Genomic DNA, 21,015 nt, shown 5'->3' with positions numbered 1-21,015 from the left:
TACGCTTCTTGCTTAACAATTCACGGTTCAGAGCTCTTCCTTGTTCACAACCAGTGCCGAAGAGACACCTCCCCTTCCTCTGGATATAATCAGCGAAGACTCCACAGCGGTCCGGCTGCTGATCCCCGGAACGAAGTTCAAGCCATTGTCCTGCACCGCTTCCGCCAGATACGGAAGACCGGGCAGCTCCCCTTGATTCATGGCCAGCACGCTCAGTGCGACATCGAACGCCCCTGCCGCTCCAACCGTGTTACCGAAGACGGTCTTAGGGCAGCCCGCCCACTTGTCTGCTGCGCTGCTCCCGAACACCTCCTGAATGGCCGAGCATTCAATTCCGTCTTCCCGGGCAGAGGCCGCCCCGTCCAGCGACAGATAGCCGATTCTCTCCGGCTGCGTCTCCGAATGCCCGACCGCCAGCCGGATCGCCCTGGCACACTGCGCTACACTCTCCTCAGGCGGGGCTGCGGCCTGACCGTCGTTGGTAAAACCGAAGCCCTGGATGCTTGCCCTCACCCGGCGGGAGGCCTCGCGCTTCTGAAGGCTGCGCTCCGATTCAAGGCAGAGGAACGCGGCTCCTTCAGCCAGGGTCATCCCGCTCCGCGACTCCACAAATGGCTGGTATGCCGTCTGCGGGCGATCCGCCTTCAGATTCAGCAGCCCCTCCGTGTTATAGAAGGAGAGCGCCCACGGATCGAGCGGCGTCTCGGCACCGCCCACGATAGCCGCATCGATGATCCCGCTGCGGATGGCTCTGGCCGCATAGGCAATGGCGAGCAGACCGCTGCTCCGGTCGGCGATCACAGTCTTGCTGTAGCCTTTGATGCCGAAGGCGAGGGACATATGCCCTTGTGCCGCCGCCGGGAACCAGTTGCTCGCCAGATTCGGATCAATGAAGGGCGCCCCCTCGGTGTGCAGGACACGCAGGCCATTTCTGGCACTCTCCCAGCCCCCGGAATTGTTGCCGACGAAGATGCCGATCCGCTCGCGGCTCATCTGATCCAGCTCCCAGTGCGCATCATCCATGGCATCCTTCGCAGCCAGGATCGACATCACAGAGAAGCGGGAGCATTTCTTGAGCAGACGTTTCGAGATGACCCGCTCCGGCTCCATCCCGCTGACTTGTCCCGCGAAGGGAGGGGCCGCTCCGGTTGTATGCTCAAGCTGGAGCGGAGTCATATAATTGCGGCCGCTCAGGAGTCCCTCCCAGAAGGCCCCGGCACTATTCCCGCACGGCCCCACCATTCCTACTCCGGTTACGAATACTGTATTCTTCATAGGCTGCACATCCATTGTTCAGTCTGAAGCTTGCCCGCCTGATTACTGTATTCGTTCGCTGCCAGGATCATGGCGGAGTGAATGCCGGAGAATCCGCTGGCATTGGTCAGAATATGGTACAGGTCGCGCTGTATCGCATGCTTCGGTACATAGTTCAAATCACAGGCCGGGTCCGGCTCGTCCAGATTCGCGGTTGGCGGGATATATCCCTCGTTCAAGGCCAGCAGGCAGTGTACAATCTCAATGGCACTCGCTGCTGAGAGCGGATGTCCTACCATCGATTTCGTGGAGCTGATCGGGATGGAGTAGGCGTGCTCTCCGAACGTTCTTTTATAAGCAGCGGTCTCAAAAGCATCATTCTGCGGAGTCGAGCTTCCATGCGCGTTGATATATTGAATGTCCTCCGCTGTCAGGCCCGCGTGGCCCAGCGCCTCGTTCATCGTCAGACTGAGCGCATCCCCGTCCTGCGGCAGATCGGTCATATGAAAAGCGTTATTGGTACTTGCGAATCCGGTCACCTCGCCATAGATCGGCGCCTGCCGCCGGAGCGCATGCTCCAGCTCCTCCAGCACCACAACAGCACAGCCCTCACTGAGAACAAAGCCGCTGCGGTTCTTCTCAAACGGCCGCGAAGCCCGCTGCGGATCATCGTTGAACTTAGAGGTCAACGCACCAATGGCATCGAAGGAGGAAATGGTCATGGAGCTGACCGGTGCTTCTGCTGCGCCGCAGATCATTACGTCATGTTCCCCGGCAATAATCGACTCATAGCCATATCCGGCCGCATCAATGCCGCCCGTACAGCCCGTGGACATGACCAGCGCCTCGCCCTGAAGCCCGAACTCATGCGCCACTTCGAAGGCAATATAAGAGAACATGCCCTTGCGGTACAAATCCTCCTCACAGAGCCCATGATCAATCGGCCCCTGTCCTCCCTCTGTCATCCGCAGGAAGGTCTGCTCCGAGAAGGGGGTATCGGCAATCGCATTGGCGATGCAGACCCCGGAACGCTCCCGCAGCTCCTTCGTGAATTCCAGCCCGGCATCGGCAACAGCCCTGATCGCGGCGTTGACCGCAAGAATACCCGGCCGCCCCATGCCCGCACGCTGCGCCTCATCGGCTGTCCGGCCCAGATGCTCGAACTCCGGTATTTTGCCGGTGACCCGGCTTTTCAAAGCCATATGCTCATAGCCCTGCAGCCGGTCATATCCTACCTTGCCCTGCAGGCTGTTCCTCCAGAACTGCTCCAGCGTATTTCCCAGCGGGGTAAGCAGCCCCATTCCGGTAATCACAACTCTTCTACCCGTCACATTCTCCATTCAGCCCTCAGCTCCGAACCGTTTGCTTCTCGATATTGTGCTTGACGGCTGCCATTTGCTCCTTGGTCGTGCGGTTCAGATGGGCCTCCACCTGCTCCTCGGTCAGTCCGCTGGCAGGATCTACCTCGAACTCCTGAATCCAGGTCATGTACGTCCCCTCGCCCTGCTCCTCATAGAGCCACTCCAGATTCATATGCCTGAACGGCAGCAGCGGCGCAAGGCGTCTTGCGGTAATCCGGAAGTTCGGCCGGTCCAGCCAGCGTTCCGATTCCCATGAGCGCGCAGGCCGGTTCGCCTCGGGATGTGTCGTCAGCTCAAAACGGATGTAGGCGTCCCCCTGCTCCAGCACCCGCGTTTCCTGGTATTCCGTGAATAAGTCTGTCCAGTGCGCAATATCGTTGGTCCGCTCAAATACGGTGCTCCGGTCTGCGTGAATCCAGATACTGTTCTGAATCGTTGCCACTCTATATGCCTCCCCATTCGTATTAGTGACATCGTACCGCTAAAGCCCGGAAGGGGACATAACCCGGCTGTTAAGCTTGCGTTAATTTACAGTTATTATTTATTTATGGGAAAGAACGGCAGCTCATCATCCATCACTTGGGCATCAAAAAAGACCTGACAAGAATCTGTCAGATCAAAGGTTTACGCAATATCCAATTCCCCGGCGGAACAGGATAATGTCGCTTCTTCCCGAGATGATTTCGATTTTGTGCCTCAGCTTGTAGACGTACTGCCTCACAATCTCAGGAGAAGTATACCTGTCCCATAGTTGGTGCAGAATCTGCTCGGTGGGGATATATTGGCCTTGGCATTCCAGCAGCAGGTCCAGGAGTTCGAACTCTTTACAGGTGAGCTCAATGACGAATTCTCCGACCTTCAGGGATTTGGTGTGCAGATGAAGCGCAATATCCTTGATTTGTCTGGTATTGTGTGTGTGGAGGCCCAGTCCTTCGTCGAACCAGCAACGCAAACGGCTGAATAATTCCTCCTGGAAGCCGTATCGTTCGAAGCTGCTGATGTAGATATGATTGGAAGGAAAAGGGACAGGGGTGCCCTGCGCGCTGATCTCCTCCACAATGAAGAATATTCTCAGCGTAAGCATCTGTTGCAGGTGCTGCATCGTATGAATGAATCCCGGGTTGAAATCAGGGGTGCTGATCACCACACCATCGAGCCGGAGGCCCTCCTTCACAATATCGACCAGCGCTTCAAGGTCCTTGAAATGCAATACCTTACAACCGTACACCTGTGCAAAAAAAGAATGAATATTCTTGAACCTGCAATCCTCACAAGGCTCTGTGGAATCTGCACAACACACCAGCGCAACACGCATGAACTTCTCCCCAATCCCATTCTTCTCCGATAAGCCCGGTTTCACCAAGATTACATTTTCTATAATATAGTATTTTTTAGGATAAAAAAGGAAAAATATCATAGCTTCTTATTCAAAAAATTAAAAAGTTAAAAGTTCGGCATTGCATGCGTCTGATTTACTCTTATCAGATAAGACGCACTTCAGAGTTAAACATGAAGCACCGTCGTCGCTGCGGTGAACTTTTGGACTTCCGGACGCTACCCAGTTTGGATTTCCTGATTAGTACCGCTCTTCGCGGTAGAAATCCAAACTAAGCTTATGCTGTAGATAGCGAGCTTTCCTTCAGAAAGCTTTCAGGCGGTCGCTACCGCTCCTCCAGCTCCAAATTTCCCGCTTACAAGCTGGGATAGTTGTATTCTGTACACTTAAAAACCGTGTTTAAGAACGATTGTTTCTTCTAACTGTATTTGGTACAACTAAATCTACACATATCGGCGGAAATCTGGCGCAGAGGGTATTTTAAGTGTACGTTTTACAACTCAATGGAAATTAGGCGCTACATTAGACGATTTAGTTGTACAGAATACACTTGAGCATATTGCTGGTAACTTAATCGGGCAAGGTCAGTCCTCAGCAACGAGCCCCACCTCATTCACGCAACAGTCATTCGAATGCTGAAGGCGCTGGAACAGTAGCAACTGTATTTTGTACATTAGAATGCTGTATAAAAGGCCTCCAAATCGAATCTATTGTATTCGATACAACAGAATGTTGACCAAAGGCCATTCTTCGCCCAAAATACAATATTCTACTGTACGAAATACAATAGAATCACATTTCACGGTCAAATATGAGTTTTTTATTGCAGCAAATACAACTAGCTACTTTCAATTCCAGATCCGTCTCGATTTTCTTTCCCAATGATGATTAGTTGCCTTCTTATGCTATAATCGTTGACCAAGAGGGATTGTTATCAGAACTCTAAAAGAAAGGAAGATGCCAAATGGAACATTTCGTATTGAATAACGGAGTCCAGATGCCGAAGGTTGGTCTGGGTGTGTACAATATCAAAGACAATCAGGAAGACGCTTTAGTATGGGCGCTCCAGAACGGATACCGGCATCTGGATACGGCGGCGGCTTACCGCAACGAGGAGCTGATCGCCAGTGCCATCCGGAAGTCAGGCGTAGATCGAAGCGATATCTTCATTACCACGAAGGTCTGGAGTACGGATCTGGGGAGAAAGACGCGCCGGGCTTTTGAAGAGAGCTTGCAGAAGCTCCAGACGGATTACATTGATCTCTACCTGATCCATTGGCCGGCCAAGTACTATCTGGAAAGCTGGAAGATCATGGAGTCTTTATACAAGGAGGGCAAGATCCGGGCGATCGGGGTGTCCAATTTTGAGCCGGAGCATCTGGACATGGTCATGCAGCAGGGATCGATTGTCCCCGCAGTGAATCAAATTCAGACGAACCCGCTGCTGCAGCAAGGAGCGCTTCATGACTACATGGGCCAGCATGGTATCCAGCATGTCGCATGGAGCCCGTTTGGACACGGTAACCAGGAGATGCTTGCCCACCCGGTGCTCACTGAAATGGCAGCCAAGTATAATAAAACAGCGGCGCAAGTCATCCTGAGGTGGAACCTGGAGCGGGACATCGCGGTAATTCCGAAATCGGTTACTCCTGCAAGGCTGAAACAAAATCTGGAGCTGTTTGACTTCTCCCTTTCCGATGAAGAGATGAAGAGAATCGCAGCCCTGGATCAGAATAAAAGAGGATTTGTCGATCCGCAAAATAAATTTTACCTGTGGAGCACCCGTTTTATCCCGTTGTCCTAATTATTTTCGTATTATTTTGCTGCCGACTGCAACCTTTCGCCTCAAATAACCATCTTAGTATATAGAGGTGATGCACAATGAGACCAACTAATCTAACGAAGCACGCAAAAAAAATGAGCATCGCGTGCGGAATCCTGGCTGCCAGTTTATCATTCGGAGCGTCCGCATTTGCCTTTTCGGACCTCAAGGGAAATTCAGCCGAAACCAAGATCAATACGCTGCATAGCGCCGGTGTAATTAACGGAATTACAAATGACCTGTTTGCCCCCAACGCCAAAGTAACGAATGCGCAAGCCGTACAGTTCCTTGTCAAAGGATTGTCGCTTGCACCGAAAGCCGGTACCGACAGCAATACTAAGCCCAGCCAGCTCTTTGACAACGTCAAAGATAATGCCTGGTACGCCTCCTCCTTCGCCCTTGCGAAGCAGAGCGGCCTGACGCTGGCAAAGGATATCAACCCGAATGCACCGATGACCCGTGCGGAATTCGCTCATTTATTGACACAAGCCTTGCAGAGCAAGGGCAATTTCCCGGTAACTAAGATGTTCTTCATGATTGAGGATGGCGAGAAGCTTTCTCCAGAGGTGAATTACAGCCTGCAGGTGCTCTTGAACACGAAGGTACTCACGCTGGATAACGGCAAATTCCGCCCGTCCGATGCGATTACCCGTGCTGAAGCCGCTGTCATGATCCATGATGCCGCTGAGTTCGCCGATCGGGTGATCACTCCGGCCAACCCGGGCAATGAGCCTTCTGAGCCGGAGCCGGTTCCGGCTAACAATTACGTCTCTGATGTAGTCCTGGCCAAAGCCGCGGAAGGCGTCAACAAAGCCACCATCACCGTTGACAATCTGCCTAACCCCGGTTACGGCCTGACGGTAGAGCGTATCGAATTCACCAGTGCCACCAAAGCAGTGATCTTCTTCAAGGTCACCCTGCCTGACCCGGATAAAATGTATCCGCAAGTCATTACCAAAGGCACGGTATCCACCTACCTGCCTGAAGGCTACACCGCAACCGCTGAGCCTGTAATGGATTCACGCTGGCTTGAGCCTTCGGCTCCAGCGAAGTAAGAGGTTCCCCTTCCATCAAGGCTTGTACTACTAGCAGATAAAAGCAGTTCCCATACGGGAACTGCTTTTTCCTGCTTTGTATAGAAGTATTAATTGTATAGAAGTATTAATATTTTTTACGAAAAGCAAAAAAGAAGCGGAGGGGAAATTCGGAACTGGAGGAGCGATAGCGACCGCCTTTGTCTCCCGATTTCTACCGCGAGCAGCGGTTTAGATCAGGAAATCGGGAGACAACAGCGGCCGGAAGTCCAAATGTTCACCGCAGCGACGAACTCAGCTTCAAGTCGAATCTTAAGCAGCTCCGCCTACTTATTCTGCCGCAGCCGGTTCCGGTAATCCATCGGGCGGCAGCCGTAGGTCTTCTTGAACATCTCCGTGAACCGGTTCACATTGCTGAAGCCGGTCATGCCGGAGATCTCCATAATCTTCTTATCCGTGGTCTCCAGCAGGCTGACTGCCTCCGAGATCCGGTATTCGTTCAGGAAGTCCATTGGGGACAGATCGAATTGCTTCTTCATGAAGCGGCAAAAGTACGACGGGCTCATGTTGACCTGCTGCGCCATATCGGAGAGCGTGATCCGCTTGCTGTAATTCTGCTGGACGTAGGCCAGCGTTTTTTTGGCCAGTATGGAGCTGTTGCCGCCCCGGAACTGCCCGGGCAGCCCCGTAGGCGGATGCTCGGCCGCACACTTTTCCAGCCGGTACAGTATCTCTAGCAGCCTGGCCTTGATCAGCATCTCATAGCCGTGCGCCTCCTGCTGATAGAGATCCCGCACCTCCTCCAGCAGTGGAATGAGCCGCAGTCTCTCCTCCAGCTCCCGCCTGATCAGCAGCGGATAACGCCGGTTGTCCAGGAAGAGCGGGAAGATATACTGCTGCTGAATCTGGTCATTTTCAAGGCTCGAGAGGAAATTGAAATGCACCAGCACCGCGCAGAACACAATCTCCTCCTGATCCACCCGGATCGCCGAATGCAGCATATTGGGCTGAATGAAGACCGCCTCTCCGCTCTGGACGACCAGCTTCTCCTGCCCCACATGGAACTTGGCCGTGCCCTTGATCATGAACAGCAGCTCCAGCTCTTCATGCCAGTGGGAATACAGTACCAGATTATTCATGGGGGGTACCTTGGTCACATGCACGCTCATGCGGAATTGTCTGCTGCCGTGCATAAGCTTTTCCTTCATATCCTGAGATACGGGTTCACCGATGGAATCCAGCAGTTCAAGACTTTTCTTCACTGAAGTTCACTCCCTCCCGGCCCACCGGATGCTGCCCGCAGCGTCAGCAATCGGCTCAGCCCTTCACCGCACCGATCATTACGCCCTTCTCGAAATACTTCTGGATAAACGGATAGATAATCAGCACCGGCACCGTGGATACGATAATGACCGCATATTTGATCTGATCCGCGAACTGCTGGGCATAGCTGCCCGCACCGGCACCGGCACCTGATCCGGCTCCGCCCGCGAACGCCTGATTGGATAACAGAATATTGCGCAGGACGATCTGCAGCGGCTGTAAGCTGTCCGTATTGATATAGAGCAGGGCGTTGAAGAAGTCATTCCAGTGACCCACCATATAGTAGAGCGTGATTACGGAGATCACCGCCTTGGACAGCGGAACCACCACCGAGATAAAGTAACGGAAGTGCGAACAGCCATCCAGGGTAGCCGCTTCATGCAGCTCCTCCGGTATAGAAGTCTCGAAGAAGGTTCTGGTAATAATCAGATTGTATACGCTAATGGCGCCGTTCACAATCATTACCCAGGGCGTATTCAGCAGATTCAGATCACGGATGAGCAGATAGGTCGGAATCATTCCCCCGCCAAAATACATCGTGACCACGAACAGCGGCATAATGAACCTGCGCGCCCGGAACTTCCGCTGGGACAAGGCATACGCCGCAGGGAGCGTGACCAGCAGATTGAGCAACGTGCCCAGCACCGTATAGATAATCGTATTTTTATACCCCTGCCAGATCCGGGTGTCCTTGAATATCTGCTCATAGCCGTACAGGTTAATGTCCTTGGGCCATAGAATGACCTGTCCCTGATTCACCATAGTGGAGTTGCTGACGGAAGCTATGATGATGAAATACAGCGGGTACGCGACCATGATGAACGCTGCGATGCTTATGACCGCAACCACCAGCGTATACAGCCTGTCTGCGATGCCGCCCGAATGCTTGATCTTTTGCGAATGAGCGGCTTGACTGCTTGACATCCCATCCCCTCCTTACATCAGACTGATTTTTGAAGTTTTTTTGGCCAGTGCATTCGCCAGCATCAGGAACGTGAAGTTGATCAGGGTATTGAATAGTCCGACCGCTGAACCGAAGCTGAACTGGTTGGATTTCACGCCCACATTGAAGACATACGTGGAGATGACCTCCGAGACGGGCTTGTTAAGACTATTTTGCATCAGGAAAGTCTTCTCGAAGCCTACACTCAGTATGCTGCCCATATTCATAATCAATAAAATAATAATGGTCGGCAGGATTGCCGGAAGCTCCACGTGCCAGACGATCTGCCAGCGGTTAGCCCCGTCAATCCGGGCGGCGTCATACTGCTGCGCATCCACCGAGGACAGGGCGGCGATGAAGATAATGCTGTTCCAGCCGCAGGCCTGCCAGATGGCAGAGATGACATACACCGGAACGAAGGCGCCGGGATCACCAATCAGATTCGTATCCGCAGGGATCAGGTGCAGGGCCTTCAGGAAGCCGTCGATCAGCCCGGTGGTAGGCGACAGCATAATCTGCAGCAGTGCGACCAGTACAACGGTGGAAATGAAGTAAGGCATATACACCGTAGTCTGCAGGATACGCTTGCGTCTGTTGCTGCGGATCGAGTTGACCACCAGCGCCAGCAGAATCGGCATCGGGAAGCCCAGCAGGATGGAGAAAAAAGCAATAATAAACGTATTCCGCAGCGTAGGCCAGAACATCGGGCTGTTGAAATACTGCTCGAAATATTTGAACCCGGCCCATTCCCCGCCCGTCAGCCCTTTGCTGAAATCAAATTCACGGAAAGCAAGCTGGATGCCATACATCGGACCATAACAGAAAATGGCGATATAAATAACCGCAGGAAGCACCATCAGCCATAGCTGATAATGCCCGGCTTGCCTACGAAGCCATCCGTTCCCGCGCAGCGTCTGATGCGGCACCGTGGTCTGTGCTGGTTTCATTTGGGAGCGCCCCTTCCATTCAAGTCCACTATTTCAAGGTGGAGAGGTATTCGTCATAAGCCTTCTGGCGGATTTGCAGGTTCTGTTCAAGACCGGAGCTATTGACGGAGGCTACATACGCCGCCCATTCCTTCTCAATGTCAACCTTGGTGGTCAGCCAGTTGGCCCACTTTTGATCCGTGATATTATTGACGTTCGCCTGATTCATAGCCAGCGTGTTGGTGTCCTCTGTGCTGTACTTCATGAAGTTCTGCGGATAGACATTGCTCTTCTCGTCCGCCTTATTCAGCAGCTCATCATAGACAGCCTTCTCCTTCAGCACATTCTGCATATCCGAGCCAAGCGTCACCTTGTCCTTCAGCGCATCGGCAATGTACATCGGACCGTTATCTGCGAACGAATTCGTCCATTTCCACGAGCCCGGGTCCAGGGAGGCATCCGCCGGAGGAAGAATGGCATACGTGCCGTCTCCGTTATCCTTGATTCCTTTATCCGTGTCGTTCATTCCGCCGAACAGAACCTGGAGGCTGACAACCGGCTCATAAAAACCATCGATGAACCGCATCGCGGCTTCCTTGTTCTTGGAGCGGGCACTGACCGACACCGCATTGGAGCCGTAATTCTGGTAGTAGTAGTCATTGCTCCAGTACAGCTCATTAGTAGAGTCCGCATGCTGCTTCAGCTGCGGCAGGGTCACATATTGATCCTTCAGCTCGTTGCCGAAGCGGTCTCCCGTCTCCCAGCCCCAGGTGAACCCGACCTTGGCAGTCGCTCCATTCCCGCGGGCAACAGACTGGTATTTGGAGTAATCCTGCGTGACGACTTCCTTGCTGATCAGCTTCTCGCTGTACAGCTTCTGCAGGAATTGCATGAGCGTCTTGAACCGTTCATCCACATAGAAGTTCTTAACCTGCGCCCCTTCCGTGAAATAGCCGTCGCTCGCCCCGTTGGACAGAGGCAGCCCCAGACTGCCCAGCAGCAGCTTCGGCGTGAAATCCCAGCCTATCGGGTTGAAGTCCATCGGAATCTCATCCGTCTTGTCCCCGTTCTTATTGGGGTCTCCGTCACGGAAGGCAATCAGCACAGCTTCAAGCTCATCCCAGGTCGTTGGCACCTGAAGGCCGAGATTATCGAGCCAGGTTTTGTTAATGAACATGGAGGCGGTGGAGCCGGGCCAGATGCCCTTGTATCGCGGAGTACCGTAGAGCTTTCCGTCAATTTGTGTAGCAAGCGTTTTCAATTCCGGGTGCTCGCTGAACATCTTTTGAATATTAGGGGCATTCTTCTCAATCAGCGGGCCCAGATCCTCGAACAACCCGTTGAATTGGACAAAATCAGAGTTTGAGGTCGCATTGAACAGCAAGTCCGGGATTTCGCCGCTGGCAAACAGGGCACTCTTCTTCTGGTCCCAGTCCGCAGAGATTTGCTGCCATTCAATTTCGACATTGGCCTTCTCCTCGATTTCAGCGAGCCATTTCATTTGCGTGACATCTTTGGTCAGTGAATGCTTCACGATAATCGCCTTCAGCTTCGTCTTCCCCTCCGGCGTGTTGCTGCTGTCATTTCCCGCATCCGGGCTGTTCCCATTACTGCTGCAGCCTGCGAGTGACAGTCCTGCCAGACAACCTGCCAAGACCAAGGCCAGAATACTCTTTTTTCTCATTTGATTACCCCCTCTTTTTCACGAAAGCGTTATCATTATTATAATTTCTCTGCTGCACCCTGTCTCACCGTATATTACCTTTTAATCATCATATATTGACCTTTTTGGCCGCGAAAGTGCCTGAAATCAGGCTAACTTTCGACTTCCGGTAGGTGAAAATTGACACATGATGAATTGTTTTGGATTACAGGGAATCACCGCTGCCGGGTTAGAGAATAATAATTCCATCTATGGAGTGATTGGCTGCAACCTTTTGCTCCTGAATCCCATCTAAGAGGATACGAGGTGAGGTACAATGAAGAATACATTAACCCGGATGCGCACGGCCAAAATCTCGCTGGCCTGCAGCATTCTGGCGGCAACCTTAGCTATCGGGTCACCGGCTTCCGCTTTCTCAGATCTGAAGGGCCATGCGGCCGAAGCCAAGATCAATGCACTTCATCAGGAGGGCATCCTTAATGGAGTGACCAGCGACAAGTTCGCGCCGAAGTCCAGCCTTACGTATGCGCAAGGTGTGCAGTTCATGGTAAGCGGCCTGAAGCTTGCTCCGCAGCTCCCCTCCGGCAAGAAGGCCAGCGATTATTTTGACAACGTAAAAAATACCGCCTGGTATGCCTCCGCATTCTTGAAGGCCAAAGAAAGCGGATTGTCGCTGGAGCGGTCTATTGACCCTAATGCTGTGATGACACGGGTCCAGTTCGCACAATTGCTGCTTCAGGCGCTTCAGAACAAAGGGGACTTCGCGTATACGGAGATGTATGCCAACATTACGGACGGCGGCAAGCTATCCACTGCGGAGATGAACAGTCTGCAAATTCTGTTCAACACCGGTCTGATCACGCTGGAGAAGAATAACACCTTCCGTCCGAACGAAGCAGTTACCCGGGCAGAAGCTGCCGTCCTGGTCTACGATGCCGCCAAATTCGTGAAGGAAGTGATTATGATGGATGAGAACATTTCGGCTCCGTCCAGCACTTACGAAGCCGCTGTTACACTGGACAAAGCCGCCGCTGGTGTCAACAAAGCTACGGTGACCGTATCCAATCTGCCGAACCCGGGGTACGGCCTGGTTATTGAGCGGATTGAATTCGGCGCTGACAAAACCGCAGTGATCTACTTCAAGGTGACCTCACCGAAGCCCGGGTCCATGAATCCGCAGGTCATCTCGGCAGGTACCGCCGTCACCTATCTGCCGGAAGGCTATACCGCAGTAGCCCAAGCTGCCCCGGGCTCGGCTACCTCGGCTGCTTCCGGAGGGCTAAAGTAACAGCTTCCACTTAACTAGATGCATCACAAAGAGCGCACCGCCGGATACCTGGCTGATGCGCTCTTTGTGAGATGTGATTGTATAGTCTCTATTAATCAGGGAGCCGTTCGTTAGTCCAGCTCCTTAGAATATCTGATCTCCAGACGCCCCGTCTGGAAACCGGCTGAACGGTACAGAGACAGGGCGGAATCATTCGTGGTCAGTACGACCAGCTGCGCCTGCTCCAGCCCCTTCTCCTGAAGATACGACAACGCACGATTCAGCAGCGCCTTGGCGATGCCTTTTCTTCTCCAGGGCTTACAGACAAATACATCCTCAATGATGCCAAGCTTCTCTTCCTGCCAGACCATCAGACTGCCCGCCACCCGGCCTGCATCCAGCATGACCATCGATGTCCAGTGCGGATGCTCCTGATATTCCAGCAGACGCTCCATTCCGAGCGGGGTCTCCGGCCAGATCTCCGCCTCCAGCTCCAGATAAGCCGCCCGCTGCTCCGGCGAATCCATAGGCGCATGGGTCAATTCAAGGCCTTCCTCCAGCTCCACCGCATGGATGGGTTCACGAAGATCGCGCTGAAGCGTATACAAGCGGCTATCCGGCAGGTAACCGAGATGCTCTGCGAAATAAACATGACAGCTCTCCTCCGCCGCATAATTGCCTGTGCACAGGAGGGTCCCATATTCCGGGGGCAGCGTACGCTTCAGCACCTGTGCCCGTTCCAGCAGAAGGGCGTAGACACTGTCACGCAGCTCCAGATCCTTTTCCCGTCCGGGCAACGTCTTCAGATTCAGGAAAATCTTGTGTTTACTCTCCGCCGCGCGTCCCGGTGGCACCACATTGAAGAGCTGTAGCTGGCCCTTGGCCACCATCTGATTCTCTTCAAAGGCGCAGAACACATTCTCCCAGTTGCTCTCATCCCCCACCCACCAGAACAGCACATCCTCCAGCGCTGACACCTGCGCATACATCGCGCCAAGCGCCGCCATATCTCTCTCTTCAAACTGCCGGATCACTCTGTTGCTCAATTACCATCCGCCACCTTCTGTTTCTGTCCATCATAACACCGCCGGGCAAGGAGCTTCCGTTCTTGAATAACTATAGTTGTTTTATACTGCTTAGCTTAATCTCCAACTCAAATTTATAAACCTAGCCTACACAAAAAACTGTGCATTCCTGATAAAGGAAAGCACAGCTCTTGTTTGCTCCTCCGTTACTTTGCGGACCAGGAGGCCGTTATTCACTCTGAAATGCCTCTTTTGTCGGCCTAAGCGGACACAGAAGACGCTAATGAGGCTGTCAGGCCTAATTACAGGCTACGAAGCCTGTATTAACGGCTCCTGAGTCCACAACGGTCCGCAAAACGCCGATTCCAGCCAAATAAGGTCCGCTGAGTCCGTAAAGTCCTCTACTACTACTCCCCGCTGCCCGCCGCCTCGCGCGGCTGGCGCATCGTCAGGCTGACGCGGCCCTTCTTCACATCGACGCCGAGTACCCATACGGTGACATTGTCGCCGACAGAGACCACATCCATCGGATGCTTCACATAGCTGCCGCTGAGCTGGGAGATATGGACCAGCCCGTCGTTCTTGATTCCGATATCGACGAAGGCGCCGAAGTCGATCACGTTGCGCACCGTGCCCTGCATCTCCATGCCGGGCAGCAGGTCCTCCATCTTCAGCACATCCTTGCGGAAGATGGGCAGCGGCAGCTCCTCGCGCGGGTCGCGGCCCGGACGCTGAAGGCTCTCCAGGATGTCGCGCAGCGTAGGCACGCCAACCTCCAGCTTCACCGCCAGCTCTTCCGCGTTCTGAGCGCTTAGCTGCTCTGCAACTTCCTTGCTGCCGAGCTGCTTCACATCCAGCCCCAGCTCGCGGAACAACCGGTCAACCACCGCGTAGGATTCCGGGTGGATCGGCGTACGGTCCAGCGTATTGTCCCCTCCGGGGATACGCAGGAAGCCGATGCACTGCTCGTAGGATTTCGCGCCCAGGCGCGGCACCTTCTGCAGCGCCTTGCGCGTAGTGAACTTGCCGTTCTCCTCGCGGAACTTCACAATATTCTTGGCAATCGTCGTATTCACCCCTGCCACATAGGAGAGCAGCGAAGCCGAAGCGGTATTCACGTCGACGCCGACATGGTTAACCGCCGACTCTACGACGCCCCTCAGGCTCTCCTCCAGATGCTTCTGCGACACATCATGCTGGTACTGCCCGACACCGATGGCCTTCGGATCAATCTTCACCAGCTCCGCGAGCGGGTCCTGCACGCGGCGGGCGATCGAGGCGGCGCTGCGCTCCGCCACATCCAGATCCGGGAACTCCTCCTGCGCCAGCTTGGAGGCCGAATACACGCTGGCCCCTGCCTCGTTAACGATCAGGTAGGCCAGCTCCGGGTTACCGACCTCGGCAATAACCTCGGCCGTGAACTGCTCCGTCTCCCGCGAGCCGGTGCCGTTGCCGATGACGATGAGCTGGATGCCATACTTGGCAATCAGCTCCTTGAACTTGGCCGCCGCTTCCTTCTTCTTGTTGTTCGGCGGCGTCGGGTACGTGACCGCTACCTCCAGCAGCTTGCCGGTATCGTCCACAACGGCCAGCTTGCAGCCAGTGCGGTAGGCCGGGTCGACGCCCAGAACATGCCGTCCCTTCACCGGCGGCTGCAGCAGCAGGCTGCGCAGATTGCCCGAGAAGATGGAGATCGCCTGCGCCTCTCCCTTCTCGGTCATCTCCCCGCGCACCTCGCGCTCCACGGAAGGCGCGATCAGCCGCTTGTAGGCATCCTCTGTCACGGCTTCCAGCAGCTCCTTGACCGGCGATGGCCCCTTCACCAGCTTGCGGATGATGAACGCATGAATCTTGTCCGGCACCACCTCGATGCCGACCTTAAGAATATTCTCCCGCTCCCCGCGGTTGATCGCGAGAATACGGTGCGGCGGCATCCGGTGCACAGGCTCCCGGTACGCATAATAATTCTCGTATACACTTTCCTGCTGGGCATCCTTGGCCTCGGAGACCAGAATCCCCTGACTCGCTGTATATTGGCGTACCCACGAACGGATGGCCGGATCATCGGCAATATTCTCGGCAATGATATCCATTGCCCCTTGCAGCGCCAGCTCAGCACTCTCTACGCCCTTTTCAGCATCGATATATGCAGCAGCCTCTTGCAGCGGAACCCCCTGGCGCCTCTGCTCCATGACCCAATCCGCCAGCGGTTCGAGTCCCCGTTCCTTGGCGACACTGGCCCGTGTCTTGCGCTTCTGCTTGAACGGACGGTACAGATCCTCCACTTCCTGCAGCTTTACCGCCTTCATGATGCTCGCCTGCAGCTCAGGCGTAAGCTTGCCCTGCTCCTCGATGCTGCGGATGACATCCTTCTTGCGGTCACCTAGATTACGCAGATAACCGAGCCGTTCTTCCACATCGCGGAGGACGTTCTCGTCCAGCTCCCCCGTCATTTCCTTGCGGTATCTGGCGATGAACGGAATGGTGTTGCCTTCATCGAGCAGTCCCACCGTTGTTCTAACCTGCTTCAGACTGATGCTCAGCTCCTTCGCAATCGCTGCAAGTATCAGTTCCTGCTCCTGACGGGCAGCAGCATCCTCCGCCGCCTTCGCCGCCTGATTCGTATCAACGCTCAAGTAGATCCCTCTTTCTATACACAGTCTGAGTTCATAGCTCTCTACTGAAATACTATCACAGTTTGCCGCAGGACCAAAGTCTGCCCCGTACAAAAACAAAAGCGGCTACACCATCCCCTCCGGGACAGCATAGCCGTATCATTGAGTGTTATTCTGTTCATTCCCCTAATGTTAGCGCACCACAGTAACCTCTTTGCTTCTTCTACGTCTGGCATAGCCTACCGACAACATGAAGCTGAGGAACAAGACCAGCGCAGCCACCGCATAAGGGAAATTGATATCCAAGTCGAACAGGACCCCCGCCACAATCGGGCCGGCAATATTGCCAAGGCTCGTATAAGCGGAATTCATCCCCATCACCAGGCCCTGCTGCGATTCGTCAGCCATCTTGGAGAGCTGGGTGCCGACAGCCGGGCGAAGAATATCCATCGCCAAGAATACAACAAAGGTCACAGACACAATCATGGCAAAGCCATGCACGAACAGCGTCAGGAGGATCGACAGGCCCGCAATCAGCAGGCAGGCGGAAATGACCCGGCTCTCCCCGAATTTGTTCAGAATCCAGCTGAAGGCTGTAACCTGCACCACGGCCCCGGCAATGGAGCCAAATGTCAGGACAAACGCGATATCCTTCGGAGTGAACCCGAATTTATGATCTACAAACAGTCCGAATACCGTCTCATAGTTAGCCAGCCCGAAGGACAGCACGAATACAATAATCAAGCCGAAGAAATAAGGCTCGCGATAAGAGCGCATGAGCTGCATGATTAGACTATCGTTATTGCCTGACCGTGTTTTTGCTTCTTCCCGCAGCTCCGCCGAACGCGATTCCGGAAGGACCAGCAGGGTAATAACCGCAACGAGGCCGGCAGCCCCCGCAGCGACAAAGAAGGGTACGCGGATGCCAAGCTCGGCCAGATAGCCGCCGATTCCCGGCCCGATGATGAAGCCGGTGGTAATCGCCGCGTTAATGAAGCCCATCCCCTTGGCCCGCTCCTCCGAGGAGGTGGTATCTGCCACATAAGCCATAACCGCAGGCATAATCATCGCGGCCCCGATCCCGCCAAGCATTCTTGATACGAACAGCACCCAGGTGGCGTCCGCGAGCCCGAACAACAGCTCAGAGAACGCGAATACGGCCAGACCGCCGACGATTATTTTTTTGCGGCCCATCTTATCCGACAGTCTTCCGGCGAAGGGCGAGACCAGCAGCTGCGTCAGCGAGAAAGCCGCCACCAGCAGTCCGACTACACTCCCGCCGATGCCCAGCTCGTTCATGTACGTAGGCATAATAGGGACAACCAGACCAATCCCCGTGAACGCCAAAAAAATATTCATCATCAGGAGCAGCATCGCTCCCCGGTTTCTTAACAGTAATGACATGGTGTTTCCCTCCGTATATCCCGGAGCCGCACTGCAGGCTTCGGTTGTAATTCATTTATATCTGTCTATTGCTCAATCTTTCGCGGACCGTATCCCCTGAAGCAGGATTTCAATTCCCGCACGGTAGTATGCCCTTATCGTCTCCGGGGTATTGGTCATGCCTGTGATCTCATGGACCCGGCTGATTCCTTCCAGCATAGCGCTGAATGTGATTACATAGTTATCCAAGTCACCCTGGACCAGATAACCGGAATCCATTCCCTCTTGCAGCAGCTCACGGCAGGCCTGTGTGACCCATTCGAATATCTGCGAGAGGCGCTGGCGTATCTCCTCCGAAAGCGTGCGGGATCTGGCGTATTCCTCCAGGGCATGAATCAGCGGATTCTGGATATCATTCGCATAGTGATCTCCCAGCGCATATAGACGGGCTTCCGTTCCGCTGATCCCGCTCCGCAGCTCCTCCCACTCACAGAGCCACTTCTGCGTATCCTCTTCCACCACACACAGGAACAATTCATCCTTGCTTGGAAAATGGTGATACAGACTCCCCTTGCTGACCTTCGCGGCTGTGCAGACCTCATTCATGCTTACAGCGCCGTAGCCCTTTTGTGCAAATAATGTGGTGGCATGCTCCAGAATCCGGCTCTTCGTTTCTTCTCCGTCCGAACGTCCCTTAATCGTTACCCCTCCTCTAGACCGACCGATCGGTCCAATTATATCATGCGGTCGTGACCATGCACAACCCCCGCCGCCACTACTCATCTATCCTCCGGTATATCAATAAGTATATATGGACGAACGCCAAAAAAGGCAGCACCGGAATCTATCCGGCCTGCCTTTTGTTACGATGATTGATGTTATATCCCCGCAGGGTTCAGAAATCAATCAGCCCGAGGCTGATTTGCAGCGAATCATCCACCAGCTTCATGGTCTCATCGTCCAGGTGGGTGATCTTATCCGTTAAGCGTTGCTTGTCAATGGTACGAACCTGCTCCAGCAGAATGACGGAATCCCGGTCAAAGCCATGAGCAGCCGCATCAATCTCTACATGCGTCGGCAGCTTGGCCTTCTGGATCTGGGCAGTGATAGCCGCTACAATCACAGTCGGGCTGAAGCGATTGCCAATATCGTTCTGAATGACCAGTACCGGCCTTACTCCGCCTTGCTCGGAACCCACAACCGGTGAAAGGTCGGCAAAAAAAACGTCGCCGCGTTTAACAATCAATATTTACACCCCGCTTACTAAGCGGCCAAGAGTACTGTCTGCATCTTCCTCAGCGAGAAAAGCCTCGCATGCCATGGTCAAATTAATCTTAGCCATTTCCATATAGCCCCGCTGCATCGACTCGCGGATGGTACGTTTTCTCCGATCGCTCAAGTACAGCTTCATGGCCTGCCTGATCAATTCACTACGGTTAGAGTTCTCCAGTTGAACGATCCCATCTACTTCCTGCAAGAGATGATCGGGCAAGCTGATCATGATTCTTTTGGTGTTCTGCAAATTGGCCACCTTCTCTTCCACCCCCACAAACCTTCTGCCCTTGTGTTCCAGTGTTACAATATACAAGGAATTTTATACAAGGAATATATGCCGCCAGTATATCAAGTATGCTGCATCCCATTATAAACTAGAAATGGCGGTTCGTATAGACTATAAGTCACAAGCTCTATACGGTACGTTCCTTATATTCAGTTCCCGTACCAGGTACATGGTCAGGGTATTAGGCTTGCAGCAAGGGATTGACGAGGTTAGGTAGCATACCTTGGCGTACATACACGCGCGGTACCCGGTGAGCCAGCATACAGATTACTTCGTAGTGGATCGTCCCTAAATGGAGCGCCAGTTCATCTGCCGTGATCGACTCGGTGCCCTGGCGGCCGATGAGTACAACCTCTTCGCCTGCTTTGATTTGTTCCGCTTCTAGAGCGAAAGATTTGAGTGATACCATACACTGGTCCATGCAGATGGTTCCGACGATTGGAACGCGGCGTCCGCGTATTAGCACCTCCGCTTTGCCTGTTAGCATGCGGGAATATCCGTCAGCATACCCCACGGGGAGCGTAGCGATGATCTCATCGCCAGCCGTGAAGTACCGGGTGCCGTAGCTGATGCCTGAGTCAGGCGGCAGGGTTTTGACATATACTGCCTGCGTCTTCAGCGTCATTACCGGGTGTAGAGCCACCAGCTCGCGGTTCACCTCAGCCGAGGGGTAGAATCCGTACAAGCTTATGCCTACACGCACCATGTTAATGGATAGTAGAGGTGTATCAATGGCCGTAGCGCTATTGCCCGTATGTATGATCGGGATGGTAATGTCCATGTCCCGAAGCGCCTCCGCCACGTTCATGAACCGTCGGTGCTGCATAAGTGTATAGCTTTTGTTGTGCTCGTCTGCTCTGGCAAAATGGGTGAACATGCCCTCCAGCTCCGCCTGTGCCACAGAATGCACATCAGCGATGAATGCAGGCGCATTCTCCGGCAATAATCCCAGCCTTCCCATTCCGCTGTCAATCTTGATGTGTACCTTCAGCCGGTGTTCCTTCTCTACAGGAAGCGCTCTTACGGCGTCCAGTACCTCCGGTGTGAACAGTGTGACGGTAATATTGTTCTCCCAGGCTACGGCAATGCCTTCCGGTGAGGTGTAGCCCAGCACCAGGATAGGAAGTAGTATTCCCGCCTGACGCAGCTCCAATGCCTCATCGAGAAAAGCAACACTGACGTAGTCGGCTCCAAGCCGCTCCAGCTCCCGCGTCACTTCCACAGCTCCATGTCCATACGCATTTCCTTTGACGCATCCCATGAACTTGGTCTCCTGCGGCAATACGCCGCGAAAGGCCTCGTAATTGGCACGCAAATCATCCAGGTTAATCTCGGCTGCTGTCGGCCGATAGCTTGCCTTCACTTCAGGTCACCTTCTTACATTGTAGTAAAACATCTCTGCCTCGTTCGCACAGATCAGAAGTCTTACTGCCAATGGTAATGCTCGTGAAGGCCGCTGTCAATGTGGGCAGATGTAGGCAAAAAACGGATACCGCGGGTAG

The 21,015-nt window shown here is 53.8% G+C and carries 18 protein-coding genes; 3 read left to right on the top strand and 15 right to left on the bottom strand.

Annotated features, from left to right (window positions below; all coding sequences use genetic code 11):
* Window positions 1-27 precede the first annotated feature (27 nt).
* The 4 genes from MHH28_RS28260 to MHH28_RS28245 all read right to left on the bottom strand — a co-directional run bounded on the left by MHH28_RS28260 (window position 28) and on the right by MHH28_RS28245 (window position 3,975).
* The gene (locus tag MHH28_RS28260) at window positions 28-1,275 is read right to left on the bottom strand and encodes a beta-ketoacyl-[acyl-carrier-protein] synthase family protein (RefSeq protein WP_405107938.1); all 1,248 of its coding nucleotides are present in this window, start codon (window positions 1,273-1,275) and stop codon (window positions 28-30) included.
* Entirely contained in the window at window positions 1,272-2,594 is a 1,323-nt protein-coding gene (locus MHH28_RS28255) for a beta-ketoacyl-[acyl-carrier-protein] synthase family protein (protein ID WP_405107935.1), read from the bottom strand. Before MHH28_RS28255 ends, MHH28_RS28260 begins: the two co-directional genes overlap by 4 nt.
* Before the next feature lie 7 nt (window positions 2,595-2,601).
* Complete coding sequence (locus MHH28_RS28250; RefSeq protein ID WP_405107932.1) at window positions 2,602-3,057, bottom strand: SRPBCC family protein; 456 nt, start codon at window positions 3,055-3,057, stop codon at window positions 2,602-2,604.
* 174 nt (window positions 3,058-3,231) lie between these two features.
* The gene (locus tag MHH28_RS28245) at window positions 3,232-3,975 is read right to left on the bottom strand and encodes a helix-turn-helix domain-containing protein (RefSeq protein ID WP_405117279.1); all 744 of its coding nucleotides are present in this window, start codon (window positions 3,973-3,975) and stop codon (window positions 3,232-3,234) included.
* A gap of 940 nt (window positions 3,976-4,915) precedes the next feature.
* Here MHH28_RS28245 and MHH28_RS28240 point away from each other — a divergent pair.
* Together MHH28_RS28240 and MHH28_RS28235 are read left to right on the top strand one after the other, a co-directional pair.
* Complete coding sequence (locus tag MHH28_RS28240; protein ID WP_405107929.1) at window positions 4,916-5,755, top strand: aldo/keto reductase; 840 nt, start codon at window positions 4,916-4,918, stop codon at window positions 5,753-5,755.
* A 77-nt stretch (window positions 5,756-5,832) separates the two neighbouring features.
* A complete protein-coding gene (locus tag MHH28_RS28235; protein WP_405107926.1) occupies window positions 5,833-6,828 on the top strand; it encodes an S-layer homology domain-containing protein in 996 nt (331 codons plus the stop codon).
* Window positions 6,829-7,133: 305 nt separating this feature from the next.
* On the opposite strand, the gene MHH28_RS28230 is transcribed toward MHH28_RS28235, so the two are convergent.
* The 4 genes from MHH28_RS28230 to MHH28_RS28215 are packed head-to-tail and all read right to left on the bottom strand — an operon-like array spanning window position 7,134 to window position 11,683.
* On the bottom strand, window positions 7,134-8,069 hold the full coding sequence (locus MHH28_RS28230) for a helix-turn-helix domain-containing protein (RefSeq protein WP_405107923.1): 936 nt from the start codon (window positions 8,067-8,069) through the stop codon (window positions 7,134-7,136).
* Window positions 8,070-8,124: 55 nt separating this feature from the next.
* The gene (locus tag MHH28_RS28225) at window positions 8,125-9,054 is read right to left on the bottom strand and encodes a carbohydrate ABC transporter permease (RefSeq protein ID WP_405107920.1); all 930 of its coding nucleotides are present in this window, start codon (window positions 9,052-9,054) and stop codon (window positions 8,125-8,127) included.
* 12 nt (window positions 9,055-9,066) lie between these two features.
* Complete coding sequence (locus tag MHH28_RS28220) at window positions 9,067-10,020, bottom strand: ABC transporter permease (RefSeq protein ID WP_405107917.1); 954 nt, start codon at window positions 10,018-10,020, stop codon at window positions 9,067-9,069.
* A gap of 28 nt (window positions 10,021-10,048) precedes the next feature.
* Window positions 10,049-11,683, bottom strand: a complete 1,635-nt coding sequence (locus tag MHH28_RS28215; RefSeq protein WP_405107915.1) for an ABC transporter substrate-binding protein — start codon at window positions 11,681-11,683, stop codon at window positions 10,049-10,051.
* Window positions 11,684-11,978: 295 nt separating this feature from the next.
* Between MHH28_RS28215 and MHH28_RS28210 the strand changes: the two genes are divergently transcribed.
* Window positions 11,979-12,950: an S-layer homology domain-containing protein gene (locus MHH28_RS28210; RefSeq protein ID WP_405107913.1), complete on the top strand. Its 972-nt coding sequence runs from the start codon at window positions 11,979-11,981 to the stop codon at window positions 12,948-12,950.
* A gap of 110 nt (window positions 12,951-13,060) precedes the next feature.
* Here MHH28_RS28210 and MHH28_RS28205 read toward each other — a convergent pair whose 3' ends face one another.
* The 7 genes from MHH28_RS28205 to alr form a co-directional block, all read right to left on the bottom strand.
* Window positions 13,061-13,975, bottom strand: coding sequence for a GNAT family N-acetyltransferase (locus MHH28_RS28205; RefSeq protein ID WP_405107910.1), 915 nt, complete (start codon window positions 13,973-13,975; stop codon window positions 13,061-13,063).
* Window positions 13,976-14,361: 386 nt separating this feature from the next.
* Window positions 14,362-16,524, bottom strand: coding sequence for a Tex family protein (locus MHH28_RS28200; RefSeq protein ID WP_405117277.1), 2,163 nt, complete (start codon window positions 16,522-16,524; stop codon window positions 14,362-14,364).
* 237 nt (window positions 16,525-16,761) lie between these two features.
* Window positions 16,762-17,973: an MFS transporter gene (locus MHH28_RS28195; RefSeq protein ID WP_405107907.1), complete on the bottom strand. Its 1,212-nt coding sequence runs from the start codon at window positions 17,971-17,973 to the stop codon at window positions 16,762-16,764.
* 72 nt (window positions 17,974-18,045) lie between these two features.
* The gene (locus MHH28_RS28190; protein WP_405107904.1) at window positions 18,046-18,735 is read right to left on the bottom strand and encodes a TetR/AcrR family transcriptional regulator; all 690 of its coding nucleotides are present in this window, start codon (window positions 18,733-18,735) and stop codon (window positions 18,046-18,048) included.
* Between the two features lie 112 nt (window positions 18,736-18,847).
* The gene (locus MHH28_RS28185) at window positions 18,848-19,198 is read right to left on the bottom strand and encodes a type II toxin-antitoxin system PemK/MazF family toxin (protein WP_019913013.1); all 351 of its coding nucleotides are present in this window, start codon (window positions 19,196-19,198) and stop codon (window positions 18,848-18,850) included.
* 3 nt (window positions 19,199-19,201) lie between these two features.
* Window positions 19,202-19,483 carry a CopG family ribbon-helix-helix protein gene (locus MHH28_RS28180; RefSeq protein ID WP_036697455.1) on the bottom strand — a complete coding sequence of 94 codons (282 nt, stop codon included), beginning with the start codon at window positions 19,481-19,483 and terminating at the stop codon, window positions 19,202-19,204.
* Window positions 19,484-19,694: 211 nt separating this feature from the next.
* Complete coding sequence (alr, locus tag MHH28_RS28175; protein WP_405107900.1) at window positions 19,695-20,876, bottom strand: alanine racemase; 1,182 nt, start codon at window positions 20,874-20,876, stop codon at window positions 19,695-19,697.
* Window positions 20,877-21,015: the final 139 nt, after the last annotated feature.

Source organism: Paenibacillus sp. FSL K6-1217 (assembly GCF_045040735.1).
Taxonomy (GTDB): Bacteria; Bacillota; Bacilli; order Paenibacillales; family Paenibacillaceae; genus Paenibacillus_AQ.
Note: the sequence above shows the minus strand (reverse complement) of the source record. Positions and strands in the feature narration are given on the sequence as shown.

What these genes read in the sequence shown, in the direction of transcription:
- MHH28_RS28190 (WP_405107904.1), bottom strand. Translation starts at nt 18,735, where the DNA reads ATGAGTAGTGGCGGCGGGGGTTGTGCATGGTCACGACCGCATGATATA.
- MHH28_RS28225 (WP_405107920.1), bottom strand. Translation starts at nt 9,054, where the DNA reads ATGTCAAGCAGTCAAGCCGCTCATTCGCAAAAGATCAAGCATTCGGGC.
- MHH28_RS28235 (WP_405107926.1), top strand. Translation starts at nt 5,833, where the DNA reads ATGAGACCAACTAATCTAACGAAGCACGCAAAAAAAATGAGCATCGCG.
- MHH28_RS28220 (WP_405107917.1), bottom strand. Translation starts at nt 10,020, where the DNA reads ATGAAACCAGCACAGACCACGGTGCCGCATCAGACGCTGCGCGGGAAC.
- MHH28_RS28195 (WP_405107907.1), bottom strand. Translation starts at nt 17,973, where the DNA reads ATGTCATTACTGTTAAGAAACCGGGGAGCGATGCTGCTCCTGATGATG.
- MHH28_RS28255 (WP_405107935.1), bottom strand. Translation starts at nt 2,594, where the DNA reads ATGGAGAATGTGACGGGTAGAAGAGTTGTGATTACCGGAATGGGGCTG.
- MHH28_RS28240 (WP_405107929.1), top strand. Translation starts at nt 4,916, where the DNA reads ATGGAACATTTCGTATTGAATAACGGAGTCCAGATGCCGAAGGTTGGT.
- MHH28_RS28210 (WP_405107913.1), top strand. Translation starts at nt 11,979, where the DNA reads ATGAAGAATACATTAACCCGGATGCGCACGGCCAAAATCTCGCTGGCC.
- MHH28_RS28260 (WP_405107938.1), bottom strand. Translation starts at nt 1,275, where the DNA reads ATGAAGAATACAGTATTCGTAACCGGAGTAGGAATGGTGGGGCCGTGC.
- MHH28_RS28215 (WP_405107915.1), bottom strand. Translation starts at nt 11,683, where the DNA reads ATGAGAAAAAAGAGTATTCTGGCCTTGGTCTTGGCAGGTTGTCTGGCA.